At 30.8% G+C, this 24785-nt stretch carries 24 protein-coding genes, 1 tRNA gene and 1 other RNA gene; 9 read left to right on the forward strand and 17 right to left on the reverse strand.

What is annotated here, in order from left to right; genetic code table 11:
- Position 1 precedes the first annotated feature (1 nt).
- Genes ACTTAW_RS07380 through hflK form a run of 4 tightly spaced genes read right to left on the reverse strand, consistent with a single transcriptional unit; the run spans position 2 to position 3591 of the window.
- Positions 2 to 1417, reverse strand: a complete 1416-nt coding sequence (locus tag ACTTAW_RS07380; RefSeq protein ID WP_440651817.1) for a Do family serine endopeptidase — start codon at positions 1415 to 1417, stop codon at positions 2 to 4.
- 1 nt (position 1418) lies between these two features.
- Positions 1419 to 1604, reverse strand: coding sequence for a DUF2065 domain-containing protein (locus ACTTAW_RS07385; protein WP_075506268.1), 186 nt, complete (start codon positions 1602 to 1604; stop codon positions 1419 to 1421).
- 7 nt (positions 1605 to 1611) lie between these two features.
- Positions 1612 to 2484, reverse strand: coding sequence for a protease modulator HflC (gene hflC, locus ACTTAW_RS07390; protein ID WP_440651819.1), 873 nt, complete (start codon positions 2482 to 2484; stop codon positions 1612 to 1614).
- The gene (gene hflK / locus ACTTAW_RS07395; RefSeq protein ID WP_440651821.1) at positions 2485 to 3591 is read right to left on the reverse strand and encodes an FtsH protease activity modulator HflK; all 1107 of its coding nucleotides are present in this window, start codon (positions 3589 to 3591) and stop codon (positions 2485 to 2487) included.
- A 51-nt stretch (positions 3592 to 3642) separates the two neighbouring features.
- Between hflK and ACTTAW_RS07400 the strand changes: the two genes are divergently transcribed.
- Positions 3643 to 4467, forward strand: coding sequence for an Mrp/NBP35 family ATP-binding protein (locus ACTTAW_RS07400; protein WP_440651823.1), 825 nt, complete (start codon positions 3643 to 3645; stop codon positions 4465 to 4467).
- On the opposite strand, the gene thyX is transcribed toward ACTTAW_RS07400, so the two are convergent.
- Positions 4448 to 5395 carry an FAD-dependent thymidylate synthase gene (gene thyX / locus ACTTAW_RS07405; protein WP_440651825.1) on the reverse strand — a complete coding sequence of 316 codons (948 nt, stop codon included), beginning with the start codon at positions 5393 to 5395 and terminating at the stop codon, positions 4448 to 4450. The genes ACTTAW_RS07400 and thyX overlap by 20 nt on opposite strands.
- Before the next feature lie 4 nt (positions 5396 to 5399).
- Between thyX and ssrA the strand changes: the two genes are divergently transcribed.
- Positions 5400 to 5698: a transfer-messenger RNA gene (ssrA, locus tag ACTTAW_RS07410) on the forward strand.
- Here the strand turns inward: ssrA and ACTTAW_RS07415 are convergent.
- The 5 genes from ACTTAW_RS07415 to ACTTAW_RS07435 are packed head-to-tail and all read right to left on the reverse strand — an operon-like array spanning position 5699 to position 12307.
- Positions 5699 to 5905: a DUF1737 domain-containing protein gene (locus ACTTAW_RS07415; protein WP_440651827.1), complete on the reverse strand. Its 207-nt coding sequence runs from the start codon at positions 5903 to 5905 to the stop codon at positions 5699 to 5701.
- 10 nt (positions 5906 to 5915) lie between these two features.
- Positions 5916 to 8576 (reverse strand): pyruvate, phosphate dikinase, encoded by a 2661-nt coding sequence (gene ppdK, locus ACTTAW_RS07420; RefSeq protein WP_440651829.1) that lies wholly within the window; start codon positions 8574 to 8576, stop codon positions 5916 to 5918.
- Positions 8576 to 10642 carry a glycine--tRNA ligase subunit beta gene (glyS, locus tag ACTTAW_RS07425; protein ID WP_440651831.1) on the reverse strand — a complete coding sequence of 689 codons (2067 nt, stop codon included), beginning with the start codon at positions 10640 to 10642 and terminating at the stop codon, positions 8576 to 8578. Before glyS ends, ppdK begins: the two co-directional genes overlap by 1 nt.
- Positions 10642 to 11538: a glycine--tRNA ligase subunit alpha gene (locus ACTTAW_RS07430; RefSeq protein WP_440651833.1), complete on the reverse strand. Its 897-nt coding sequence runs from the start codon at positions 11536 to 11538 to the stop codon at positions 10642 to 10644. Before ACTTAW_RS07430 ends, glyS begins: the two co-directional genes overlap by 1 nt.
- Positions 11504 to 12307, reverse strand: a complete 804-nt coding sequence (locus ACTTAW_RS07435) for a S49 family peptidase (protein WP_440634243.1) — start codon at positions 12305 to 12307, stop codon at positions 11504 to 11506. Before ACTTAW_RS07435 ends, ACTTAW_RS07430 begins: the two co-directional genes overlap by 35 nt.
- A 114-nt stretch (positions 12308 to 12421) precedes the next feature.
- On the opposite strand from ACTTAW_RS07435, the gene ACTTAW_RS07440 reads away from it, so the two are divergent.
- On the forward strand, positions 12422 to 13435 hold the full coding sequence (locus ACTTAW_RS07440; protein WP_262590301.1) for a polyprenyl synthetase family protein: 1014 nt from the start codon (positions 12422 to 12424) through the stop codon (positions 13433 to 13435).
- Here the strand turns inward: ACTTAW_RS07440 and pdxH are convergent.
- Positions 13432 to 14058 carry a pyridoxamine 5'-phosphate oxidase gene (gene pdxH / locus ACTTAW_RS07445; protein ID WP_440651835.1) on the reverse strand — a complete coding sequence of 209 codons (627 nt, stop codon included), beginning with the start codon at positions 14056 to 14058 and terminating at the stop codon, positions 13432 to 13434. The two genes, ACTTAW_RS07440 and pdxH, sit on opposite strands and share 4 nt — an antisense overlap.
- 33 nt (positions 14059 to 14091) lie before the next feature.
- Here pdxH and aroC point away from each other — a divergent pair, with 33 nt between their 5' ends.
- Positions 14092 to 15174, forward strand: coding sequence for a chorismate synthase (gene aroC / locus ACTTAW_RS07450; RefSeq protein WP_440651837.1), 1083 nt, complete (start codon positions 14092 to 14094; stop codon positions 15172 to 15174).
- Positions 15175 to 15178: 4 nt separating this feature from the next.
- Here the strand turns inward: aroC and dxs are convergent, their stop codons facing one another.
- From dxs to ACTTAW_RS07465, 3 genes are read right to left on the reverse strand one after another with little or no spacing between them, the layout of a single operon-like run.
- Positions 15179 to 17095 carry a 1-deoxy-D-xylulose-5-phosphate synthase gene (gene dxs, locus ACTTAW_RS07455; protein WP_440651839.1) on the reverse strand — a complete coding sequence of 639 codons (1917 nt, stop codon included), beginning with the start codon at positions 17093 to 17095 and terminating at the stop codon, positions 15179 to 15181.
- On the reverse strand, positions 17092 to 17964 hold the full coding sequence (locus ACTTAW_RS07460) for a polyprenyl synthetase family protein (protein ID WP_440651841.1): 873 nt from the start codon (positions 17962 to 17964) through the stop codon (positions 17092 to 17094). Before ACTTAW_RS07460 ends, dxs begins: the two co-directional genes overlap by 4 nt.
- Positions 17961 to 18197: an exonuclease VII small subunit gene (locus ACTTAW_RS07465; protein ID WP_440651843.1), complete on the reverse strand. Its 237-nt coding sequence runs from the start codon at positions 18195 to 18197 to the stop codon at positions 17961 to 17963. Before ACTTAW_RS07465 ends, ACTTAW_RS07460 begins: the two co-directional genes overlap by 4 nt.
- Before the next feature lie 20 nt (positions 18198 to 18217).
- Between ACTTAW_RS07465 and ACTTAW_RS07470 the strand changes: the two genes are divergently transcribed.
- Genes ACTTAW_RS07470 through ACTTAW_RS07480 form a run of 3 tightly spaced genes read left to right on the forward strand, consistent with a single transcriptional unit; the run spans position 18218 to position 20666 of the window.
- Positions 18218 to 19153 (forward strand): L-threonylcarbamoyladenylate synthase, encoded by a 936-nt coding sequence (locus ACTTAW_RS07470; protein ID WP_440651845.1) that lies wholly within the window; start codon positions 18218 to 18220, stop codon positions 19151 to 19153.
- A complete protein-coding gene (locus ACTTAW_RS07475) occupies positions 19150 to 19878 on the forward strand; it encodes an ABC transporter ATP-binding protein (protein ID WP_440614005.1) in 729 nt (242 codons plus the stop codon). The genes ACTTAW_RS07470 and ACTTAW_RS07475 overlap by 4 nt, the downstream gene beginning before the upstream one ends.
- A complete protein-coding gene (locus ACTTAW_RS07480) occupies positions 19875 to 20666 on the forward strand; it encodes an ABC transporter permease (protein ID WP_440614004.1) in 792 nt (263 codons plus the stop codon). The genes ACTTAW_RS07475 and ACTTAW_RS07480 overlap by 4 nt, the downstream gene beginning before the upstream one ends.
- Position 20667: 1 nt before the next feature.
- On the opposite strand, the gene ACTTAW_RS07485 is transcribed toward ACTTAW_RS07480, so the two are convergent.
- Positions 20668 to 20744 (reverse strand) — tRNA-Arg (locus ACTTAW_RS07485).
- A 23-nt stretch (positions 20745 to 20767) separates the two neighbouring features.
- On the opposite strand from ACTTAW_RS07485, the gene ACTTAW_RS07490 reads away from it, so the two are divergent.
- Positions 20768 to 21748, forward strand: a complete 981-nt coding sequence (locus ACTTAW_RS07490; RefSeq protein WP_440647385.1) for an RluA family pseudouridine synthase — start codon at positions 20768 to 20770, stop codon at positions 21746 to 21748.
- 53 nt (positions 21749 to 21801) lie between these two features.
- Positions 21802 to 22683: an RNA polymerase sigma factor RpoH gene (gene rpoH / locus ACTTAW_RS07495; protein WP_262590531.1), complete on the forward strand. Its 882-nt coding sequence runs from the start codon at positions 21802 to 21804 to the stop codon at positions 22681 to 22683.
- Here rpoH and ACTTAW_RS07500 read toward each other — a convergent pair.
- Positions 22680 to 23972 carry an adenylosuccinate synthase gene (locus ACTTAW_RS07500; RefSeq protein WP_440651847.1) on the reverse strand — a complete coding sequence of 431 codons (1293 nt, stop codon included), beginning with the start codon at positions 23970 to 23972 and terminating at the stop codon, positions 22680 to 22682. The genes rpoH and ACTTAW_RS07500 overlap by 4 nt on opposite strands.
- Entirely contained in the window at positions 23972 to 24784 is an 813-nt protein-coding gene (gene thiD / locus ACTTAW_RS07505) for a bifunctional hydroxymethylpyrimidine kinase/phosphomethylpyrimidine kinase (protein ID WP_440651849.1), read from the reverse strand. Before thiD ends, ACTTAW_RS07500 begins: the two co-directional genes overlap by 1 nt.
- Position 24785: the final 1 nt, after the last annotated feature.

Below are 24785 nucleotides of genomic sequence, written 5' to 3' on the forward strand. Positions count from 1 at the left end.
ACTAATCTAATTTAACACCAATATATCTTCGTTGATTTTGATTGTTATAAATTGCAATTAAAATAGTTTTTTGATTTGAGTTTATTGCTTTTTGAGTGATATCTCTTAAATCATCTGCTGATTTAATTTTTTTCTTTTGAGCTTCAATAATAACACTATTTATCTCAATTGAATTTACTAAAGGACTGTTATTAGCCATATTGGTAATTACTAATCCTGTAGTTTGGTTTGGTAATTTACGGTTTTTTATATCCTCTTTAGTTAAAGGTCTTACTGATATTCTTAAACTCTCTACAATTTCATCTAAATTATTTTCATCTTGTTTTGGATTTTCACTTACTTTGAAGTCATCAGAGGTTTCTAATCTTCCCAACAAAACCTTTTTAGTTATTTCTTTTTTATTTCTCCAAATTTTTACATCTACATTTTTTCCAACTTCTGTTCTTGCAACAATTGCTGGCAACTCTTTCATTTGCTTAATCTCAACTCCATTAAACTCTAAAATAATATCTCCAGCCTGAATTCCTGCTTTTTCAGAAGGACTATTTTCAGCAACACTTGCAACTAAAGCACCTCTTGGTTTATCTAGTTCTTCAACCTCAGCAATTTCTTTTGTTACATCTTGAATTCTTACACCTAGCCAACCTCTTTTTGTTTCACCAAACTCTATAAGTTGTTTAATTACTTGTTGAGCACTATTGGATGGAATTGAAAATCCTATACCAATAGAACCATTTCTTCCTAAGATGGCTGTATTAATTCCAATTACATTTCCTTCCATGTCAAATAAAGGTCCACCTGAATTTCCTGAATTTATTGATGCATCTGTTTGAATAAAATCTTCATATCTTGATAATCCAATTGATCTATTTCTTGCTGAAATAATTCCAGCAGTTACTGTCCCACCAAGACCAAATGGATTTCCAATTGCTAAAACCCAATCACCAATTCTTGCTTTGTCTGAGTCTCCAAAGCCAACTGGTTTAAATTTATCTTCTGTATCTAATTGTAATACCGCAATATCCATCAAAGGATCAGCACCAAGCACTTTTGCTTTATATTCTTGGTCTCCGTTAACTCTAACAATAATATCATCAGCATCCTGAATTACGTGATTATTTGTAACCACCACTCCCTTCTCGTCAATAATAAATCCAGAACCCAAAGCTGCTGATTTTCTCTCTTGAGGTGTTCCAAATTCTTTAAACATATCTTCAAATGGAGATCCTGGAGGGAATTGAAATGGAAAAGAGTTATTATTTGTAACCACAGTAGTTGACGTAGAAATATTTACCACAGAAGGCATTAATTTTTCTGCAAGATCTGCAAATGATGCTGGAACAGGCCTAGAGTTTGATTGTAATGAAAAACTTAGAGAAAATATAATTGTTAAAACAATGAATTTTAATTTTTTCATATTAACTTTTAATAAAATAAATAATCACAAAGCCTATAACTGCAAAAATAAGTCCTCCTGATCTTAGTTGACTATCTTTAACAAGTTCAAGTTTTTTAAGCATACTTTTCATTTTTGCTGGAAATAAGGCATATAAAATTCCCTCTATAAATAAAAAAAGACCAAAAGCTATGACTAGCTCATTCATCTAAAAACTATTGTTTAATATCAGGATTTATATTTCCAAAAAATTTGAAAAATTCACTATCAGGAGACAAGATCATTGATGTTTCTCCTGCATTAAATGCCTTACCATAAGCTTGCATAGATCTATAAAAAGCAAAAAATTCAGGATCTTTTCCGAAAGCTTCAGCGAAAATTTTGTTTCTTTCTCCGTCACCTTCTCCTTTCATAATTTCTGATTGTTTTTGAGCATCTGCTAATATCACGGTTACTTCTTTGTCAGCAGTCGAAGTAATTGTTACTGCCATCTCAGCACCTTTTGCTCTAAATTCCTTTGCTTCTCTTTCCCTCTCAGTCTGCATTCTTCTATAAATTGCATCACTGTTTGCTGTAGGAAGATCAGCTCTTTTTATTCTTACATCTACAATATTTATTCCAAAATTTTGAGCTTCATTATTAACACCATCTTTAATCAAAGACATTTGTTTTGATCTATCTTGTGATAGCAAGGTTTGTAATTCTTCTTGACCCAAAACATTTCTAATTCTTGAGTTTATAATCGTAGATAATCTTGATCTTGCAACCCTTTCGTCTCCAACTGAAATATAAAATTTCAAAGGATCAACTATTTGAAATCTCGCAAAAGCATCAACAATTAACCTTTTTTGGTCAGATGCAATTACTTCTTCTGGGGGGGTATCTAAATTTAAAATTCTTTTATCCAAGTAAACAACGTTTTGAATGAATGGAATTTTAAAGTTTAAACCTGGTTTCATTATAATTCTTTTTGGATCACCAAACTGAAGAATTATCGCTTGATTTACTTCTTTGACTATAATTACTGATAGGAATGCTACAACACCAATCAAAACTAGTATTCCAGCAATTATTTTTCCAGCTTTCATTTAATTTGTCTCTTTCTTTTTAAGCTCTGGTAATGGTAGATATGGCACAACACCTGAACCAGATTCTTTATCTATAATAATTTTGTTTATATCTGCTAGGACGGTTTCCATTGTCTCAAGAAACATTCTTTCTTGAGTAACTTCTTTTGCTTTAGCATACTCATTGTAAATAGCTAAAAATCTACTAGCTTCACCCTCTGCCTTAGCAACAACTTCTTTTTTATAAGCTTCTGCAGCTTGTAAAATTTTCTGTGCTTCCCCTCTTGCTCTTGGGATCACATCGTTTGCATAAGCTTCAGCTTCGTTTTTAGATCTTTCCATATCTGCTCTTGCAGCTTGAACATCTCTAAATGCATCAATTACTTGATCGGGTGGGTCAGCTTTTTGTGTTTGTACCTGAGTAATTTGTACTCCACTTTCATAGTCATCTAAAATGCTTTGAATAATTTCTTGAGTTTCAATCTCAATACTTGATCTACCTTCTGTTAATATTGGTTGAATATCACTTTTAGCAATTACTTCTCTCATTGCTGTTTCTGCGGCTGCTTTAACAGTTCCTACAGGGTCCTGAATTTTAAATAAAAAATTTCCAGCATCTTTGATAACCCAAAATACCGAAAAATCGATATTTACAATGTTTTCATCACCAGTAAGCATTAAACTTTCTTGAGGAACATCTGCAACTCCTCCACCTGTAGAAAAACCACTATCTCTTTCAGACCTAAATCCAATATCGATTCTATTTACTTTAGTTACTTTTGGAGTTTGAACAGTCTCAACTGGAAATGGAATATGGTAGTTCAATCCAGGTTGGGTAGTTTTAACAAATTTTCCAAATCTAAGAACAACCCCTTGTTCATCAGGTAATACTCTATAAAGTCCACTTGCAAGCCATACAAAGGCTAAGACTAATAAAATTAATCCAATAGACTTTCCACCTGAAGATTTTCCACCAGGTAAAAACTTTCTTATTTTATCTTGAAACTCTCTTATGATTTCATCTACGTTTGGTGGTGTTGGTCCTCTTCCTGAACCATTGCCGCCACTACCACCCCCTGGAGGTGTTCCCCATGGGCTTCCGCCTCTGCCTCTGAAATCATCCGACATATGTCAAAGTATATAGTGTCTTTATCGCAAAAAACAAGTAAGGATAGTTTTATGTCAGATAAAAAGACAGAACTAAGTGACGCAATGAAAAAGAAGGTGGAGCCTAGAGTTTTTACAAAAAATCCAATTTTAGGAACTAAGTTTACAATTGCAATCTCGAGTGCAAAAGGTGGTGTAGGTAAATCTACATTTGCAACGAATCTTGCCTTGGCTTTAAAAAAAGTTGGATGCAAAGTTGGATTGTTAGATGCTGATATTTATGGCCCTTCAATTCCAAAAATGTTTGATATTAATGAAAAGCCAAAAAGTGACGGTCAAAAATTAGATCCCATAACAAAATATGACATTCAATGTATGTCAATTGGATTTTTAGCAGATCAGCAAACTCCGATGATTTGGCGTGGTCCAATGGTGACGAGTGCAATTAAAACTTTTACTCAGAAGGTTAATTGGAAAGATTTAGATTTTATAATTGTTGATATGCCTCCAGGAACTGGTGACACTCAATTAACTTTTTCACAAGAAATTAAAATGGATGGTGCAATCATAGTATCAACTCCACAAGAAGTTGCTCTTTTAGATGTAAAAAGAGGAATTAAAATGTTTGATAAACTTGGAGTTAAAATTTTAGGTTTAGTAGATAACATGAGTTTTTTTATTGGAGATGATGGAAAGAAATACAAAATTTTTGGAGAAGGTGGAGTAAAAAAAACAGCAGAAGAATTTCAAAAAGATTTTTTAGGTGAAATACCAATAAATCCTGATGTTGGAAATTCTGGTGATCAAGGTAAACCAATAGTTGAGTCAAACCCAGAGCATCAAATTTCAAAAATATATCTAGATTTTGCTGAGAAGATTAAATCAACTTATCTTTAAGATCAAAAGCAGCCATTAATTCATTCCATTCTCTTTTAGATAGACCTGAGCTTTCAACATCTACATTTTCACCTTTAATAAGTTTTTGAATTATAACTTTTCCCTTAGCAGAAACCTCTGTTCCTCCTACTCTGTAATCCATAAATGCATCATAAGTTATCGGTACCCATTTTTTAACAGTATCTAACATTATGTCTGCATAAACTCTAATTTCATACTGAGCGTGACTATCAGCTCTTAACCTTAAAAAGTTCATTAAATTTAATAAATCAGTTTTCCAATACCACTGGGTATAAGTATTTAATGTTAGGTTCATTCTTGCAAGTTCTCTTGCTAATCCTTTTTTATTCTCGTCAATTGTTGAACCATCATATCTTTCATTGAGCATTGTTTCATAATTGTCATAAGTTCTCTCTGCATCACTTTTCAAAAGTTCTAAAACTTCCTCTGCTTGTTTTCCTTCAAGGACATCTCCTCTTCCTTGTCGATTGCTAGTAGATTGTGCTGCTAAATTTTCTTTAGCTGGTAAATAAAATTCTTTATCTAAAATTGAATATCTTGCAGAGTATTCATTTACGTTGGCAGTTCTATGTCTGATCCACTGCCTTGCAATAAATATTGGAAGTTTAATATGATATTTTATTTCACACATTTCAAATGGCGTGCTGTGCCAATGTCTCATCAAGTATTTTATTAAACCTTTATCTGTTGAAACTTGCTTTGTCCCTTTTCCATAAGATACTCTTGCTGACTGAACTATAGACGTGTCATCACCCATATAATCAACTACTCTTACAAATCCATGATCTAATGCTGGTAGCGCTTCATAGAGTATTTTTTCAAGCTCTGGAGCGGTAACTCTTTTAGTTTGATTACTTTGGGATTGCTGGTTTTTTATTTCTGCTGATTGTTCTTTTGTTAATTTCATGATTGTTATTGAATCTGTTGTAATTACTTTTATATTATTAATGTTGGATTTCCAACTACGACGATAAACGAATTTCGTAATAACCATTGCGGACGTGGGGGCAGTACCCACCACCTCCACCATTACAACTTACGGGGGTGAACTAGAATCGACGGGTGACTAAAGGCTATTCTTTCGTTCGGGATTGTTCCACCGTAACGGGCTAATTTATAATTGCTAACGAAAGTTACGCACTTGCTGCATAATTAACTTAGTTAATTAAGCACGGGGTCCGGGGCACCTGGCAACAGAACGCCCCTTACTTTAAATTGATGATAAATTAATTTTTTTTGAGTATTTTTTTTTAGGTGAATTTTTTATCACTGCTTGTGCACAACGCATAACACCTCTCTTTTTATCAAATGTCATTTTTGGCTCTCCATATAAAGTCCAACCATTTGACAATGCTTCAGTAACACGGTGACAAAATTTTGATGTGTCATCATCTGTAATAAATCTATATCCCTTCATAAAATTCTCTCTATTTATCTTTTAATTCGGCTTGTGCGGCAGCCAATCTTGCTACAGGAACTCTGTACGGAGAACAAGAAACGTAATTTAATCCAGCTTTTGAGCAAAATAAAATACTGTTAGGATCACCACCGTGTTCTCCACAAATTCCAAGTTTAATATTTTTATTTTGACTTTTTCCCTTTTCAACAGCTATTTTGATTAAATCTCCAACTCCATCATCTATCGAAATAAACGGATCAATTGAAAAAATTTTATTATCTATATAATCATTTAAAAATTTTCCACTATCATCTCTGCTTATTCCAAATGTAGTTTGAGTTAAATCATTAGTTCCAAAACTAAAAAATTCAGCATGTTTTGCAATATCTTTGGCTTTTATAGCTGCTCTAGGAAGCTCAATCATCGTACCTACCATAAACTCAATTTTTAATTTGTGCTCTTTTTGAACTTCACTTGCAATTCTAATTACTAAATCTTTCATAATTTTTATTTCTGCTTCAGTAGATATTAATGGGATCATAATTTCTGGAAAAGCAGATTTAATTTTTTCTTTTTTGAGCTCTGCTAGAGCTTCAAATATTGCTCTACATTGCATTTCATATATTTCAGGAAAAGATATTCCAAGTCTACATCCCCTATGACCCAACATGGGATTTTGTTCATGCAATTCATCAATTCTAGACTCTACTTCTTTTACTGGAAGATTAACAATATTTGCAACTTCATTAATCTCTTTATCTGTTCGAGGCAAAAACTCATGAAGAGGTGGATCTAACAATCTTACTGTAACTGGCAATCCACTCATAATTTTAAATATTTCTATAAAATCCTTTTTTTGATGAGGCAAAAGTTTTTTTAATGCAATTGATCTATCCTCTTTAGTCTTTGATAAAATCATTTCCCTTACTGATAAAATTCTTTCTTCATCAAAAAACATGTGTTCTGTTCTACAAAGACCAATTCCTTCAGCTCCAAAATCTTTTGCTGTTTTAGTATCTTTAGGTGTTTCAGAATTTGTTCTAATATTTAATTTTCTAAAACTATCTGCCCAAGTCATTATCTTGGAAAAATCTCCAGATATCTCTGGTTTAACTGTTGCCACACTTCCTGATATAATTCTACCAGTTGATCCATCTATAGTAATGACGTCCCCTTCTTTAATTTCCATTGAAGATGTTTTAAATGTCTTCATCTCATAATTTATATCAATTTCACTTGAACCAGATACGCATGGTCTTCCCATGCCCCTTGCAACTACTGCAGCATGACTCGTCATTCCTCCTCTGGCCGTCAAAATTCCTTTTGCAGCATGCATTCCTTGTATATCCTCAGGTGACGTTTCTACTCTTACTAAGATAGTGTCTTGCATCATCGATGTTAATCTTTCAGCTTCCTCTGAAGTAAATACCACTTTCCCACTCGCTGCACCTGGTGAAGCAGGTAAACCATTTGCTATAACATTGATTGTACTCTTTTCATCAAGTGTAGGGTGCAAAAGTGTATCTAAAGAATTTGGATCAATTCTTAATACTGCTTCTTTTTTTGATATTAATTTTTCCTTAACCATATCAACTGCAATCTTTACCGCAGATTTTGCAGTTCGTTTTCCTGATCTAGTTTGAAGCATCCACAGTTTATTATTCTCAACTGTAAATTCTACATCTTGCATATCTTTATAATGTTTTTCCAATTTTTTTAAAATTTTTTTTAATTCTTTAAAAACTTTTGGCAAAGACTCCTCCATTGAAGGTTCTTCAACTTTAGCATTTTTTCTTGCCTTCTTAGTTATATATTGAGGTGTTCTTGTACCAGCAACAACATCCTCACCTTGTGCATTAATTAAGTACTCACCATATATCTCGTTTGATCCATCTGATGGATTTCTTGTAAATACAACTCCAGTAGCACAATCATCACCCATATTACCAAAAACCATTGATTGAACGTTGACTGCTGTTCCCCATTCTGCTGGTATTTGATTTAATTTTCTATAGACTTTTGCTCTATTACTTTCCCATGATAAAAATACAGCGCTAATTGCTCCAAATAGTTGTTGAAACACATCTTGAGGAAATTCTTTTTTTGTTTTTTCCTTTACTGTTCTTTTAAAATCTTCAATTAAACCATCCCAATCATTTTCATCTAAGTCCGTATCTAACAAAACACCTTTTGTTAATTTATAATTTTCAATTAACTCTTCAAAATGATAACCCTCAACACCCATCACAACGTTTCCATACATTTGAATAAATCGTCTATAACTATCTTTGGCAAATCGCCCATTGGAAGTTTTCAAAGCTAACGCGTTTACTGTTTTATCATTTAAACCTAAATTAAGAATTGTGTCCATCATTCCTGGCATAGATACTCTAGCACCCGATCTAACCGATAATAACAAAGGATTTTTTAAGTCTCCAAATTTTTTAGAAACATCTTTTTCTATATTTTTTAATTCTTTTTTAATTTGAGAAATTAAATTTTTATTCAATTTTTTCTTGTCTTTATAAAAAATCTCACAAACTTTAGTAGATATTGTAAAACCAGGAGGAACTGGCAAACCCATTCTGCCCATTTCAGAAAGATTAGCACCTTTGCCACCTAAAAAATTTTTTGGATTTTTAATACTTCTAGATTGTTTCGAATTAAAGTTTAATATGAGTTTCGTCATTAGCTAGACTCGATTAAGGAAAAGTTAACATAATTGTCGAATGTTTTACACATCATTTGAATTAGTTCTAGCCTATTTTTCTTAATTACCAGATCATCCTCATTCACAATTACATTATCAAAAAAATCAAATACCTCTCTTTTAATACTTGCTAAATTGTCCAATGTTTGAACAAAATTTTCATCATTATTAATACTAGAAAAATATTTCCTCAATTCATTAATTTTTTTAAATAAATTTTTTTCAAGCTCAGTTTTAAAAATACCAGGGTCGGTTGTATTGGATAATTCGATTTTATCTTTTTTTAGCTCACTTTCTAGTATATTTGATGCTCTTTTATAACTTGCAATAATATCTATTCCGTTTTGTTTATTTATTACTTTATTTAAATTTTTTGCTTTATTAAAAATAATTACAGATTCATCTAAGTTATAAGAACTTATTGAAGCTTGTATTATATCGTTTCGGATATTTTCCTCCTTCATATAATATTTCAATCTCTCTAATAAAAAATCTAGTAATTCTTTTTGTAAAGATTTATTCTCAAATTCAAATCCTTGATCCTGATACAAAATTGAAGAATAATTTATTAAATCTCTAATTTTAAAATCTTTTTTATTTTCAATCATAATTCTAACAATCCCTAATGCTAATCTTCTTAAGGCAAAAGGATCCTTGGAACTTGTTGGTTTTTGGTTTACACCAAAAAATCCAACTAAAGTATCAATCTTGTCAGCTAAGGATAAAGCAATGCTATAAGGTTTTTTTGGAATTTTTGTTCCAGATCCAACAGGTAAATATTGCTCACTAACAGCAAGTGATATTTCTTTATCAAAACCTTGCTCATTTGCAAAATAACCTCCCATAATTCCTTGAAGTTCTGGAAATTCACCAACCAATTCAGATAACAAGTCTACTTTGCTTATAGATGCTGATAATTCTACTTTTTCTTTGCTAATTAATAACTCGTCAGAAATGTTAGCACCAAGCTTTCTCATTCTTTGAGCTTTATCAAAATAATTTCCAAGACCTTTGAAATAATTCATTAATTTTAAATCAGAAATTTTTTTGACCATGTTTTGAGCTTTATCTTTCTGCCAGAAAAATTCTGCATCACTTAATCTTGCTTCAACTACTCTTTCATTTCCTAGTTTAATTAATCCTTTTTTATCTTTATTGTTTGCTACTACCAAAAATTGATTTGTAATGTTTCCTTTTTTATCAAAAGTAGGAAAATACTTTTGGTGATATTGCATGGTTAGTATTAAAATCTCTTTGGGTATATTTAAAAATTTTTTATCAAATTCACAAACAATTACGTTAGGTTGGTCAGTTAAATCGACTACTTCCTGAAGAAGCTTGGGATTGCTATCAATATTTATATTTCTTTTTTTTAAAATAATATCGAATTTTTTTTCTATTAAATCTTTTCTCTCAACGTGATCGATCAGTATATCCATTTTTTTAAAAAAATTTTTATATGTTTTAAAGTCTGAAAATAGTTTTTTCTTTTCTTCAAATTCTTTATCTATAAATGTCGAGTTAGATGAAATGAAATGATGAAATTTAAAATTTAGTTTTTTTTTATCAAAGATGGATAAGATAGATTTTAACGGCCTACCCCATAATAGTTCATAATTTGACCATTTCATTGATTTTTTCCATTGAATTTTATTCAGTATTTGAGGTATGGCTCCTTCTAATAAAGTATGAGTATCTAATTTTTTTGATCTAGTTTTGTAAAAATAGAACTCACCTTTATCTGTTTTTTTTATAAACAATTCTTTTTTTGAAACAGCATTTGATCTCGCAAATCCCTCTAGCGCAGCATCCGGAGACTTTGTACTTGGACCTTTTATTTCTTCAGATTTTAAAACTATCTTCTTTTCAACCCCCTCAAACAAAATTAACAACCTATTGGGTGTTGAGTAAGACGAACTTTTTTTAAATTTAATAGATTTTTCTAAAAAAAATTCATTAAAACTTTTTAGTAAATTTTCTCTTAAATTTTTTTGTAAATTTGAAGGTATTTCCTCACTAAACAATTCTAAGAAAAATTCAGACATTATTTTTGACTATCTAACCAAATACTAGCAGCTGCTTTTGTAATATCTCTTATTCTTGCAATATATCCTGCTCTTTGAGCAACGCTAATTGCTCCACGTGCATCTAATATATTAAATACATGACTTGCTTTTAAACATTGATCATAAGCTGGTAGTGAAATTTTTTTTTCAACTAATGACTTTGCTTCCAACTCGTGCATATCAAACATTTTAAAAAGTGACTCTACATTTGCATGTTCAAAATTATATGCCGAAAATTCTCTCTCAGCTTGATGAAATACTTCTTTATATTTTACACCATCATCATTCCATAACAGATCGTAGACATTTTTTTGCTGCTGAATAAACATACATATTCTTTCTAATCCATATGTAATTTCTACAGAAACAGGTTTGCACTCAAATCCTGCCATCTGTTGAAAATAAGTAAATTGAGTAATTTCCATGCCATCACACCATACCTCCCAACCAAGACCAGCAGCGCCCAATGTTGGACTTTCCCAGTCGTCTTCTACAAATCTAATATCATGATCTGAATGATTAATTCCTATAGATGATAAACTATTAAGGTAAAGTTTTTTAATATTTTCAGGTGAAGGTTTTATAAGAACTTGAAACTGATAATAATGTTGAAGTCTATTTGGATTATCTCCATACCTTCCATCTGTAGGTCTTCTTGATGGCTGCACATATGCTGTCTTCCAAGGTTTAGTCCCTAATGACCTCAATGTAGTTGCTGGATGAAATGTACCTGCTCCTACTTCTATGTCATAAGGTTGGAGAACTACACATCCCTTTTTGCTCCAAAACTTTTGAAGATTTAAAATTGTATCTTGAAATGTAAGAATTTTTTCTTTTGATTTAGAAACCATATCTTTGCCAGATTGATCTTTCATCTAAAATATTTGCAAATTGGTCAATATGATTTGAAGATGAAAGTTTTTGACTTAACCACCCTTTTGTTTTTTCAAATTTTTTAATTACAACATCTTCACCATACTTTTCTTTTAAGATTTCATGTGCATCTCCTATGCCATCTATTAATCCTAATTTCTTAGCTCTTGAACCTGACCAAAATTCACCAGAAAATAATTCTACTTCTGTTTTATTTAATTTTGCTCCACGACTTTTTTCAACAACATTTATGAAATCTTGGTGTAAATCTAATTGAATATTTTTTAATCTTTGAATGTCTTCTTCCTTTTCTTCCATAAAGGGATCAAGTGTGCTCTTATTCTTTCCAGCTGTGTGAACTCTTCTCTCAACGCCTATTTTCTTGATTAATTCAGTAAAACCAAATGATGAATATATAACCCCTATAGACCCAATAATTGAACTTGAATTTGCATAAATTTCATCTCCAGCACATGAGATAAGATATCCCCCAGATGCAGCAACATCTTCTGCAAAAAAAATAACTTTCTTATTACTTTTTTTAGCTTGCTGACGAATAAAACTATAAATTAAATGTGACTGTACAGGTGAACCTCCTGGAGAATTGATTGATATTGCTACTGCAGCAGCTTTTTTTAGTGAAAAAGCTTTTTTAATAATTTCTTCCTGTCCTGCAAAATCAATACCTTGCTTAAATTTACCAGCATTACCAATGACGCCATTTAATTTAATATGTGAAACAATTTTTTTCTTTTTTAAAAAGGAGAACATATTTATCTCTTACAGAATATTTAGTTGATTATAAAGACTACTTATAATTGAAGAAATAGGTGCGTCAAATGATAAGTAATAAATATAGCTTATTTATATTAATTTAAAATTATTATGGGAACTGTAGTACAGCTTAAAAACCAGATAAATAATTCATATTTCCAATTGAAGGATTCTGTTGAAGAAAAACTAGCTTTGACTGAAGAAAGAATAAAATCCAAATTAACTAGTGATGTTCAATTAGTTCAAAAAATGACTAATTATCATATAGAGACTGGTGGCAAAAGACTAAGGGCTTTATTAACATTAGGAAGCGCTAAGTTATGTGGTTACTCAAAAGGTTCAAGAGACGTAAATTTAGCAGCTTGTGTAGAACTTATTCACAGTGCAACTTTGATGCATGATGATGTTATCGATGAAGGTGAGATTAGAAGAGGTAAAGAAACTTTAAATAAAATTTGGAGCAATCATTCCTCGGTTTTGATTGGAGATTATCTCTTAAGTAGATGTTTTGAGATGATGGTTGAAGATGGAAACTTAGAGGTATTAAAATTATTATCATCAACTTCATCTAAAATTGCCCAGGGAGAAGTATTACAACTACAACATAATAATGAAGTTGATATGCTTGAAGAAACATATCTAAAAATTATTTCTGCCAAAACTGCAGAACTATTTGCTGCTTCAACAAAAGTAGGCGCAATTTTAGCTGAAGTAGAAAATAAAGAAAAGGATGCGCTAGAATTTTATGGAAGGAATTTAGGGTTAACTTTTCAAATTGCAGATGACACATTAGATTATAATTCTGAATTAAAGTTGTTTGGAAAAAAAATAGGAAAAGATTTTTTTGAAGGAAAAGTGACTTTACCAATAATCTTGCTTTACCAAAAATTAGAAAACAATGAAAAAAATAAGCTAAAAGAAGTATTTAATAAAAAAGAAAGAACAAAAGAAGATTTTAATAATATTATATCTTTGATTAATAAATATAAAATTATAAATGAGTGCTACCAAAAAGCTCAGCACTATATTAATTTAGCATCAAATTCTTTAAGTGTGTTCAGGGATACTAAAGAAAAAGAAATTCTTAAAAAACTTACATCTTTCAGTTTAGCGAGAAATTTTTAAGGACTTAATAAAGCTTTATTCCATAATCCATTCTGGCTTTTTGTATAGAGTAATCTTTCATGAATTCTATTTTCTCCATCTAGCCAAAACTCTATATTTTGTGGATTTAAATTCCACCCAGACCAGTGTTTTGGTCTAGGAACTTTTGTTTCATCAGAATATTTATTTTTATATACCTTAATTGAACTTATCAATTCATCTCTATTTTTTAATTCTTGGCTCTGATTTGATGCCCATGCACCAATTCTACTTTCATATGCTCTGGAAGAATAATATTCATCTGCAACATCATCAGAAACTAATGATACAGTCCCGGTAATTCTGACTTGTCTTAAAAGACTTTTCCAATGAAAACACATTGAAGCGTTAGGATTTTCCTTTAGTTCATTACCTTTTCGACTATTTAAATTAGTGTAGAAAACAAATCCATCTTTATTAAAATCCTTAAGGAGCACCATTCTGACTGATGGAACATTATTTTTACTTGAAGTTGCTAGCGCAACTGCATTTGGATCATTTGGTTCAGTCTGTTTGGCTTTTTCCATCCATATTTCAAATAATTTAATTGGGTCATCTAAATTTAAAAAGCAGCTGTTAATACCAAGTCGGTTTTTTTCATTCATAATTTAAACAAAATAATCTATATAATATAAATAATGTCATTTAACACTTTTGGAAAGCTATTTCGTTTCACAACTTGGGGTGAATCTCACGGTCCTGCTATTGGTTGTATAGTTGACGGTTGTCCTCCAAACATAAATCTAGATGAAAAAGATATTCAATTAGAATTAGATAAAAGAAAACCTGGACAATCAAAATTTACCACACAAAGAAAAGAAGACGATAAAGTCCAAATACTTTCAGGTGTATTTGAAGGAAAAACTACTGGCACACCAATTTCTTTAATTATTTATAATAAAGACATGAGATCTAAAGATTATGGAAATATAAAAGATAAATTCAGACCAGGGCATGCGGACTTTACCTATTTCAAAAAATACGGAATTAGAGATTACAGAGGTGGAGGAAGATCTTCAGCTAGAGAGACAGCTTCAAGAGTTGCGGCTGGTGCTATAGCTAAACTAGTACTTCAAAAAAAATTAGGAAAAAAATTTAAAGTTATAGGTGCTGTAACTCAATTAGGAATCTTAGGATGTGATACATCACAGTGGAATGATAAAACTATTTCAAAAAATCCATTCTTTTGTCCAGATAAGTCTATGATTAAGTTATGGGAAAAATATTTACTTGGTGTAAGAAAATCAGGGTCATCATGTGGTGCTGTAATAGAGGTTAGAGCAAGAGGTATTCCTGCAGGTCTTGGTGCGCCTATTTATTCAAAATTAGATTCTGATATTGCATCAGCGTTTATGAGCATTAACGCAGTTAAAGGAGTGAATGTTGGTACTGGAATGAATTCTGCACAACTAAGTGGCGAGCAAAACTCTGACGAAATATCATTAAAAAATAATAAATTAAAATTTAACTCTAATAATGCAGGCGGGATCTTAGGCGGAATTTCTTCTGGGCAAGAAATAATAGCATCATTTGCAGTTAAACCTACATCTTCAATTTTAACTACAAGAAAAACTATTAATAAATTCGGAAAAAATACCACAATATCAGTTAAAGGGAGACATGACCCTTGCGTAGGAATAAGAGCTGTTCCAGTTGGAGAAGCTATGATGAATTGTGTTTTATTAGACCACTACCTAATGAATCAGGCTCAGTGCGGATAAATAATTAGTTTTTTACTACTCTAATTGAATCCTTATTAAATAAAACTTCTAAAACTTTTTTTGTAATTTGTGGACTATTAAGTCCAGCAATATCATACATATTTTTTGGATTATCTTGCTCTATGAATTCATCTGGAAGAGTCATGGATCTAAATTTTAACCCTTTATCAAATATCCCTTTTTCAGCTAATAAATTTTTAACATGGGAACCAAATCCTCCTATAGAACCTTCCTCAATTGTAATCATTAATTCATGTTCTCTTGCAGATTTTAAAATTAAGTCTTCATCTAAAGGTTTTGCAAATCTGGCATCTATAATTGTCGTTGAAATACCCTTTGATTTCAATTCTTCTGCAGCTACTTTACATTCTTCAAGTCTAGTTCCTAAGCTCAACAAACAAACTTGAGTTCCTTGCTGAACAATTTTTCCTTTACCTATCTCTATTTTTTCCTCTATTGAAGGAAGTTCAACTCCAATACCTGTTCCTCTTGGATATCTTATTGCACAGGGTTTATCATTAATATCAACAGAAGTATTAATCATTTTTACTAACTCAGCTTCATCACTAGCTGCCATCACGATAAAATTTGGTAAAGTTGACAAATAAGTAATATCAAAAGACCCTGCGTGCGTTGATCCATCTGCGCCAACTAATCCAGCTCTATCAATTGCAAATCTTACAGGTAAACTCTGTATTGCTACATCATGCACTACTTGATCGTAAGCTCTTTGAAGAAAAGTAGAATAGATAGCGGCATAGGGTTTATAACCTTCTGTTGCAAGACCTGCAGCAAATGTAACTGCATGCTGTTCAGCTATACCAACGTCAAACATTCTTTTTGGAAATTCCTTGCCAAAGATATCCATACCGGTTCCACCTGGCATTGCTGCAGTTATTCCAACAATCTTACTGTCTTTTTTTGCATGCTTAACAAGTGTATTTGCAAAAACTTTTGTATATGCAGGTAAATTAGAACCACTTTTTTGTTGCTCTCCAGTTTCAACATTAAATTTTGATACTCCATGATAGTGATCGCTAGCTTTTTCAGCATAAGAATATCCTTTTCCTTTTTGAGTTTTAATATGTATCATAATTGGACCCTCATGCTTTGAGTCTCTAGCATTTCTTAAAATAGGGACAAGTGTGGAAAGATCATGTCCATCTATTGGTCCTGCATAATAAAAACCAAGTGAGCTAAATAGTGTTCCACCGGTGACAGCAGAACGAAAAAAATCTTCTGCCTTACCAGCTTTAGCACTAAATCTTTTTGAAAAAGCTGAGGTGATTAATTTTAAAGTTTCTCTTAAGCTAAAATAGATTTTTCCAGTAAATAACTTTGCTAAATATGTTCTCATTGCTCCTACTGGTTTTGCTATAGACATGTCATTATCATTTAATATAACGATCATTTTAGTTTTTGATGCGCCAGCATTATTCATAGCTTCATATGCCATACCAGCACTAATTGCGCCATCTCCAATAACAGCTATCACATTTGAAGATTTATTTTCTAATTTATTTGCTTCAGCTATGCCAAGTGCAGATGATATAGATGTGGAACTATGAGCTGCACCAAATGGGTCATACTCACTCTCAGATCTTTTAGTAAAACCTGATAAACCGTTGCCTTGTCTTAAGGTTGTAATTTTTTGTTTTCTTCCTGTTAAAATTTTATGTGGGTATGCTTGGTGTCCTACATCCCAAATTAGTCTATCATTAGGTGTGTCAAAAACATAGTGCAGAGCTACAGTCAGCTCAACAACCCCTAGACCTGCACCTAAATGTCCACCAGTTTTAGATACTGCACTGATCATCTCTTCTCTAACTTCATCAGCTACTTGTTGTAAATCATTTTCAGAAACTTTTCTTAAATCAGATGGAAAGTTAATATTATCTAAAAACTTGTAATTATTTTTCATTTATTTCTATTCAATATAAATTCTAATGTATCGTTTAAATTTTCTGATTTTGAACCATAAATTTTTAAATTTCTATTAATATCTGAAATAATCTTACCACAATATTTGATTGAAGCATCATAACCTAGCAAACTTATAAGCGTAGCTTTGCCTTTTTTTTGATCTTTTTTTGTTCTCTTCCCAGCAATTTTAGAATTACCTTTAAAATCTATTAAATCATCTGCTATTTGAAAAAGAAGACCAATATCAGAACCAAGACTCTCAAAAAATTTTATTTCCTTTAGACTTTTCTCCTTAATGATTGCTGGTACTGCACAACAAAAACTAAAAAGTTTTCCTGTTTTTTTAATTTCCATTTCTATAATTTGTTTTTTTGAAACTTTCTTTTTTTCAAAATCTAAATCTAAATATTGACCACCCGCTATACCCAAATGTCCTGAACACATAGAAAGTTTATCTACTAATTTAACTTTAATTTTGTCCCTCAACTTTATCTTGGAACTAATTAAAATTTCAAAAGCCATTGTTAATAATGAATTTCCAGCGAGGACAGCTGTCGACTCACCAAATTTAATATGAGTTGATGGTTTACCTCTTCTCATATTATCATTATCCATGCATGGTAAATCATCATGAATAAGAGAATAAGCATGAATACATTCTACAGCAGCGCCTATAGCAATTAATGTGTGATAGTTAATTGAGAATAACGATCCAATATCAATTAATATTTTAGATCTAATTTTTTTTCCTCCAGGAAATAATCCATACTTCATTGCATAAATTAATTTGGAATTTTCTTGTTCCTGAATATATTTTTTCAAGAATAAATTGGTATCTTTTGCAATTTTATTAAGTTGATTTTTCACTTTCTCTTAATGATATCCTTAATTTTTTTATTTGTATTTTCACTAATAGATCTTAAATTTTTTTGAAATTTTTTTTCAATTAAATTATTTAATTTTAGTAACTCTTGATAGCTTTCTAGAGAATTGTCTAGGTCATCTTTTTCTTCTAAAGACTTTATCATTTGATTTGCTTCATCTGTTAACTCTTCAAGCGTTCTATTATCATAATCGAGTGGTAAATTTTTATCTTTCATATATTAATCATTACTATTACATGAAAAATATTCAATCAAACATCAAAAAAGCGAAAAATTACTTAGATAAAAGTCATTGTGTAGCTGTTCCAACAGAAACTGTTTACGGACTCGCAGGCAACGCATACTCGGACACTGCTGTTAAAAAAATTTTTAACCTAAAAAGAAGACCTACTAACAATCCACTAATTGTTCACTACTATAATTTAAAAAAAATTTCAGAAGACTGCGAGATAAATGATAATTTTATTAAACTTTATAAAAAATTTTCTCCAGGACCAATAACATATATATTGAAGCTCAAAAAAAATTCTAAAATATCTAAGTTTGTAACTAATAATAAAAAAACAGTTGCTATACGATTTCCAAAACATCCTCTATTTAGAAAATTACTCAAAAATTTAAAATATCCAGTTGCAGCACCAAGTGCTAATATTTCTTCAAGATTAAGTGCTGTAAAAGCAGAAGACGTCAAAGATGAATTTGGCAACAAAATAAAATTTATTTTGAATGGTGGTGTTTGTAAAATTGGTGTCGAGTCTACAATATTAAATATAACAAATAAACCTAGATTACTAAGATATGGAGGATTGAGTGTTTCAAAGATTAAAAAAACTTTGAATCAAAAAATAATAATTAATATAAATTCAAAAGATAAAATTTCTCCTGGTCTTTTTCCTTTACACTATTCTCCAGGATTACCTTTAAGAATGAATGCAAAAAAAAACAAAAAAAATGAAGCTTTTGTACTCTTAAAAAAAAGAGAAAATATATCTAAAGATATTTATTATTTAAGCAAAACAAGTAACTTAAATGAAGCTGCCAGAAACCTGTATAGTGTTTTAAGGAAAATAAAAAAAGATAAATATAAATCAATAGCTGTAGAAAAAATACCAAATGAAGGAATTGGAAAAACAATAAACGACAGACTCAAGAGAGCATCAAACTTCAAATGAAAAACTCAATAGAAGTCATAAATCTATCAAAATCATATAAGACTAAAAATGCAGTTAATAATATAAATTTTAAAATTAATGAAAATGAAATAGTAGGACTGTTAGGTCCAAATGGTTGTGGAAAAACAACAACAATCGGAATGATACTAGGATTGTTAAAACCCACAAATGGCCAAGTATTAATTAACGGTAAAAATATTGAAAATAATAAGATTTCAATTCTACACAAAATGAATTTTATTTCTCCCTATATTGAATTGCCTAAAAAATTAACAGTAAACCAAAATTTAATTGTGTATGGGAAACTATATAATATTCAAAATTTGAATGAGAGAATTAATTTTCTCTCAGAAAAATTAAGATTGGGAGATCTTTTAGATAAAATTACAGGAGAGCTGTCATCAGGACAAAAAAATAGGGTCAGTCTTGCGAAAGCATTAATTAATGATCCTACTGTGCTCTTGTTAGATGAGCCAACTGCTGCTCTAGACCCCGAAACAGCAGATTTTATTAGAACCTTTTTAGAAAAGTATAAAGAAGAAAAAAAAATATCTGTTTTGCTGGCTTCTCATAACATGGATGAAGTAAAAAGATTATGTAATTCTGTTATGATGATGAAAGATGGTACTATCGTAGACAGTGGTACTCCAGAAGATTTAATAAGAAAATATGGACAAAAAAACCTCGAAGAAGTTTTTTTAGAAATTGTTAGGAAAGATAAATGAATATTACAAGAATATATGGATTATTTTTAAGGCATTTTTATTTAATTACTAGGTCGTTCCCAAGAATACTTGATTTAATATATTGGCCCTCCATACAGATAACTCTTTGGGGTTTCATTTCCAATTTTTTTGCAGCACACAGTTCATACTATAGTGGAGCTGTTGGAGTTATATTGTCTTGTGCAATTCTTTATGATTTTCTTTTTAGAACAAGCATTGGTTTTAATATGTTATTTTTAGAAGAAATTTGGAGTAGGAATTTTACTAATTTATTTATTGCTCCAATGAAAATTAGTGAAATAATTACTGCACTTGTAATCACCGCTTTAATAAGAGCTTTAATCGGATTAATTCCAGCGATACTTTTAACCTCACCATTATTTGGCATATCTATATTAAACTTGGGATTACCATTAGCTTTTCTTTTTTTAAGTTTGTACATTTTTGGAATTACTTTGGGGCTTTTTGTATCAGCTGGGTTGCTAAGATTTGGGCCATCTTTTGAGAATATTGCATGGTCTACAATGTTTTTATTGGCACCTTTTGGCTGTATCTATTATCCAGTTGAAATTTTACCTGAAATATTTCAATCAATAGCTTTCGCATTGCCATTAGTTTATATATTTGAAGAAACCAGAAATATCTTAGTCAATGGAATTGTTAGCTATGAAAATATTCGTATCGCACTTTCATTAAATGCATTTTATTTCACAGTTGCTATAGCAACTTTTTATTTTTCGTTTGATAAAGCTAGAGAAAAAGGGACATTAATTAATATTGGAGAGTAAATGGTGCGCCTGCAAGGAGTCGAACCCTGAACCTCCAGAGCCGAAATCTGGCGCTCTATCCAGTTGAGCTACAAGCGCATTTAGTATTAATATTATATTTTATGGAAAAAAGCATTAATTTTATAGTTGAAGAAGAAGAAAAGAATTTAAGAGTAGATGTATTAATTAACAAAAGAGACGAAATTATTAGTAGAACCAGAGTTAAAAATTTAATTTTAAAAGAAAAATTAAAACTAAATAATGAAATAATTAAAAGTCCATCTAAGAAAGTTTCGATTGGTGATGTTGTAAATCTTACGATTCCAGAACCAGAGATTGCATCTCTAAAGCCTTATGATTTTAAATTAAATATTGTTTATGAAGATTCTGATTTATTAGTCATCGATAAACCTTCAGGAATTATAATGCATCCTGGAGCAGGCAATTATGACAAAACAATTGTAAATGCATTGATGCATTACGATAAAGAATCTTTATCAACTATTGGGGATGAATTAAGACCAGGAATTGTCCATAGAATTGATAAAAATACTTCAGGTTTAGTTGTTGTGGCAAAAAATAATGAGACCCATGAAAATTTATCAAAACAATTCAGTAAGCACACAATTATTAGAGAATACCAACTTTTAATATGGGGAAAGCTAAGACCATCTTTTGGTAGGATAGAAACATTTATTACTCGTAGTTCAAAAAACAGACAACTTATGGAAGTGAGCAGTTCAAAGGGTAAGAAAGCTGTAACAAACTATAAAACAATTGAAATTTTCGAAAATAAAAAAATACCTACATTAAGTTTAGTCGAATGCAAATTAGAAACTGGCAGAACTCATCAAATCAGAGTGCACATGAACTATAAAGGAAATAGTTTAGTTGGTGATGACAAATATAAAAAAAAATATAAAAAATTAAAAAACGTTGATTTTGACATTCAAAATTCAATTACAAATTTAGACAGACAATTTCTACACGCAAAGACTTTAGGCTTTGTTCATCCTAGAACTCAGAAAGAGCTGATTTTTACCTCAATTTTGCCTCAAGAACTAAATAATATTTTAAAAATGCTTAGAAACACTGAAGAATAAATTATTGAAAATTAAGTATAATTAACTAAATAAACTCTGCTATGAACACAACTATGAGCAACAATCTTCCTACACTATCCAATGAGGGTGGTCTTTCTGCATATTTAGAACAGATTAAAAAATTCCCAATGTTGGCCGCAGAAGAAGAATATATGTTAGCCAAAAATTGGAAAACAACTGGAAATATTAAAGCTGCTGAAAAATTAGTAACTAGTCACTTAAGATTAGTTGCAAAAATTGCTATGGGATACAAAGGCTATGGTCTGCCAATTAATGAAATGATTTCAGAAGGAAATGTTGGTTTGATGCAGGCTGTTAAAAAATTTGAACCTGAAAAAGGTTTTAGATTAGCAACTTATGCTATGTGGTGGATTAAAGCATCCATCCAAGAATATATTTTAAGATCTTGGAGTCTTGTAAAAATTGGAACAACAACTGCTCAAAAAAAATTATTTTTTAATTTAAAAAAAATTAAAAACCAAATATCCCCTGAAACTGAAGGTGATTTAAGGGACGAACACGTAAACCATATTGCCAACAAACTTGATGTTAGTAAAGAAGAAGTTGTTTCAATGAACAGAAGACTTTCTGGAAAAGAGTTTTCATTGAATGCTCAAGTTGGAGAGGATGGTGATGAATGGCAAGACTGGTTAGTAGATAAAGAGCTTGATCATGATTTAAAATTTGCTCAACATGAGGAAATGGAGCAAAGAAAAGACTTATTAAAAGATTCTATTACAGTGCTTAATGATAGAGAAAGAGAGATATTGTATTCAAGAAGACTTAATGATGATCCAACTACCCTGGAAGATTTAAGTAAAAAATATAAAATTAGTAGAGAAAGAGTTAGACAAATAGAAAATAAAGCATTTGAAAAACTTCAAAAACAAATGCTACTTCTTGCTAAATCTAAAAATTTATTACCTGCAAATTAAGCTTCAAAAGGATTTTCAATTAAAATAGTATCATCTCTTTCAGGACTAGTAGAGACGCTTGATATTTTTGCACCTATAAAATCTTCTACTGCAAAAATATATTTTTTTGCATTATCAGGTAATGAGTCCATATTTTTAATTCCACTAGTAGATACTTTCCAGCCTGGAAAAGATTTGTAAATTGGTTTTATTTTAATTTGATCTTCTACAGCAGCAGGCAAATAATCTAATTTTTCTCCATCTAGTTCATAAGCAATGCACATTTTAATTTCATCTAATTCATCAAGAACGTCCAATTTTGTTAAAGCTATACCATCTATACCTGAAACTTTAATTGTTTGTCTTACTAGAACACCATCAAACCACCCACATCTCCTTTTTCTACTTGTAACAGTTCCAAATTCTTTTCCACGTGTGCCCAAAAGTTCACCTACTTCATCAGTTAGTTCTGTTGGAAAAGGTCCTTCCCCTACTCTTGTTGTATAAGCTTTTGTAATTCCTAAAACATAGTTTATTGAATTAGGACCACAGCCTGTTCCAGTAGCTGCGCTCGAAGCAACTGTATTAGATGAAGTTACGAAAGGATAAGTTCCATGATCTACATCAAGTAAAATACCTTGGGCACCTTCAAATAAAATTTTCTTTTTTTGCTTTTTAAATTGATCAATTTTAAGCCATACAGGCTGTGAAAATTTTAATATTTTAGGAGCAATTTTGAGTAAATCAGATTTAAGTTGGTCTTTTTCAAAAATTTTTTTTCCAAGTCCTTTTCTGATTGCATTATGATGTATCAATACAGAATCTAATCTTTGATCTAAATTTTTTTCTGATCTTAAATCCATAACCCTTATTGATCTTCTTCCTACTTTATCCTCATAAGCAGGTCCAATTCCTCTTCTGGTAGTTCCTATTTTACTTTTTCCTGCTGTATCTTCTCTAATTTCATCCATTTCTCTATGGAAAGGCAAAATCAGATTTGCAGACTCTGATATTATGAAGTTATTTACATCTACTTCTACGCCTTTAGATTTAATCTCTTCAATTTCTTCCAATAAAGCCCAAGGATCTACAACAACACCATTACCAATTATTGATATTTTACCTTTTCTAACAATGCCAGATGGAAGTAATCTTAACTTATAAGTAACGCCATCAATAACAAGAGTGTGGCCCGCATTATGACCACCTTGAAATCTAATAACTACATCTGCCTGTTCAGATAACCAATCAACAATCTTACCTTTTCCTTCATCACCCCATTGAGATCCAACAACAACTATGTTTTTCATTAATTAAATTTTTTATTTACTTTTATAGAAGTGAGATGATTAATTGGACCATGACCTCTTCCATAATTTGGGTTTGTTTTAATAGCTGAATTTACATACTTAATTCCAAGCTCACAAGATTTCTTTGCTGGTTTTCCACACGATACAAATGTAGTGACTGCACTTGATAAAGTACAACCTGTACCATGAGTATTATTTGTTTTGTAACGCGTACTATTAAAAATCTTAATATCTTTTTTGTTAACAAAAACATCCTTAACTATTTTATTTTTTGAATGTCCACCTTTAATAAGTACATTTTTAGCTCCAAATTCCATAAGTTTATTTGCAGCGTAAATCATATCTTCAACAGATATGATTTTTGTTTCAGTCAAAATTTCAGCTTCAGGAATATTAGGAGTAACTAGTGAGACTTTTTTTATTAATTCTGATTTTAATAACTTAATTGATTTATTATCTATTAATTTGGCACCACCTTTTGCAACCATGACGGGGTCTAAAATAATACTTTTAACTTTAATTAAATTTAAGGCTTTAATTACCATCTTGATAACATTAGATGAGTGTAACATTCCTATTTTAATTGCATCAGGCTTAATATCTTTAGAAGTAAAAACTATTTGATTGAAAATTTCTTTTGGATTGATACCTACTATTGATTTCACACCTGTAGTATTTTGAATTGTAACTGCAGTTATAGCTGTCATTGCATATGAACCTAGAGCTGTAACAGTTTTGATATCAGCTTGTATACCAGCTCCACCAGATGAATCTGAACCAGCAATAATTAAAATTTTCGAATTTGGTTTCAAT

This window comes from Candidatus Pelagibacter sp. HIMB1495, from assembly GCF_052047955.1.
Classification (GTDB): Bacteria; Pseudomonadota; Alphaproteobacteria; order Pelagibacterales; family Pelagibacteraceae; genus Pelagibacter.